The organism is Pontibacter anaerobius, from assembly GCF_026241195.1.
In the GTDB taxonomy this organism is placed as follows: Bacteria; Bacteroidota; Bacteroidia; order Cytophagales; family Hymenobacteraceae; genus Pontibacter; species Pontibacter anaerobius.
Genome location: NZ_JAPFQO010000027.1, coordinates 1 through 821 on the forward strand (window position 1 = coordinate 1; position 821 = coordinate 821).

Here is an 821-nt window from a genome sequence, read left to right on the forward strand (position 1 = left end):
ATGGAAATAGAGAAAGTAAAATGCCTTATCATTGGCTCGGGCCCTGCCGGGTACACGGCGGCCATCTACGCCTCCAGGGCCGGCCTTGCGCCGGTGCTCTACCAGGGGCTGCAGCCGGGCGGCCAGCTGACCATCACCAACGACGTGGAGAACTACCCGGGTTACCCCGAGGGCGTCATGGGCCCGGAGATGATGGAGGACTTTAAGAAGCAGGCCGAGCGCTTCGGCACCGACGTGCGCTACGGCATCGCCACTTCCGTGGACTTCTCCTCCCAGCCGCACAGGGTAGTGATCGACGACCAGAAAACGATAGAGGCCGATGCGGTGATCATCTCGACGGGTGCCTCTGCCAAGTGGCTGGGCCTGGAGTCAGAGTCGCGGTTGAACGGCAACGGTGTCTCGGCCTGCGCCGTGTGCGACGGCTTCTTCTACCGGGGCCAGGATGTGGTGATCGTCGGGGCCGGGGACACGGCGGCCGAGGAGGCCACCTACCTCTCGAATCTGTGCAGCAAGGTGTACATGCTGGTGCGCCGCGACGAGATGCGGGCCTCCACCATCATGCAGGAGCGCGTAAAGAAGACGAAGAACATTGAGGTGCTGTGGAATACCGTGACAGACGAGATCCTGGGCAAGGACACGGTGGAGGCCGTGCGCGTGAAGAACGTGGTAACCGGCGAGCTGCGGGAGATTCCCGCGAAGGGTTTCTTCGTGGCCATCGGCCATGAGCCAAACTCCGGTATCTTCAAGGAGTACCTGAACCTGGACGAGAACGGCTACATCCGCACCATCCCCGGCACGGCCAAGACCAACATCGACGGGGT

The 821-nt window shown here is 62.5% G+C and carries 1 protein-coding gene; it reads left to right on the forward strand.

Translation table 11 applies throughout. The annotated features are described in order from the left end of the window. The coding region (locus OO017_RS19865; protein WP_266054451.1) for an NAD(P)/FAD-dependent oxidoreductase at positions 1-821 on the forward strand (821 nt) is incomplete at both ends.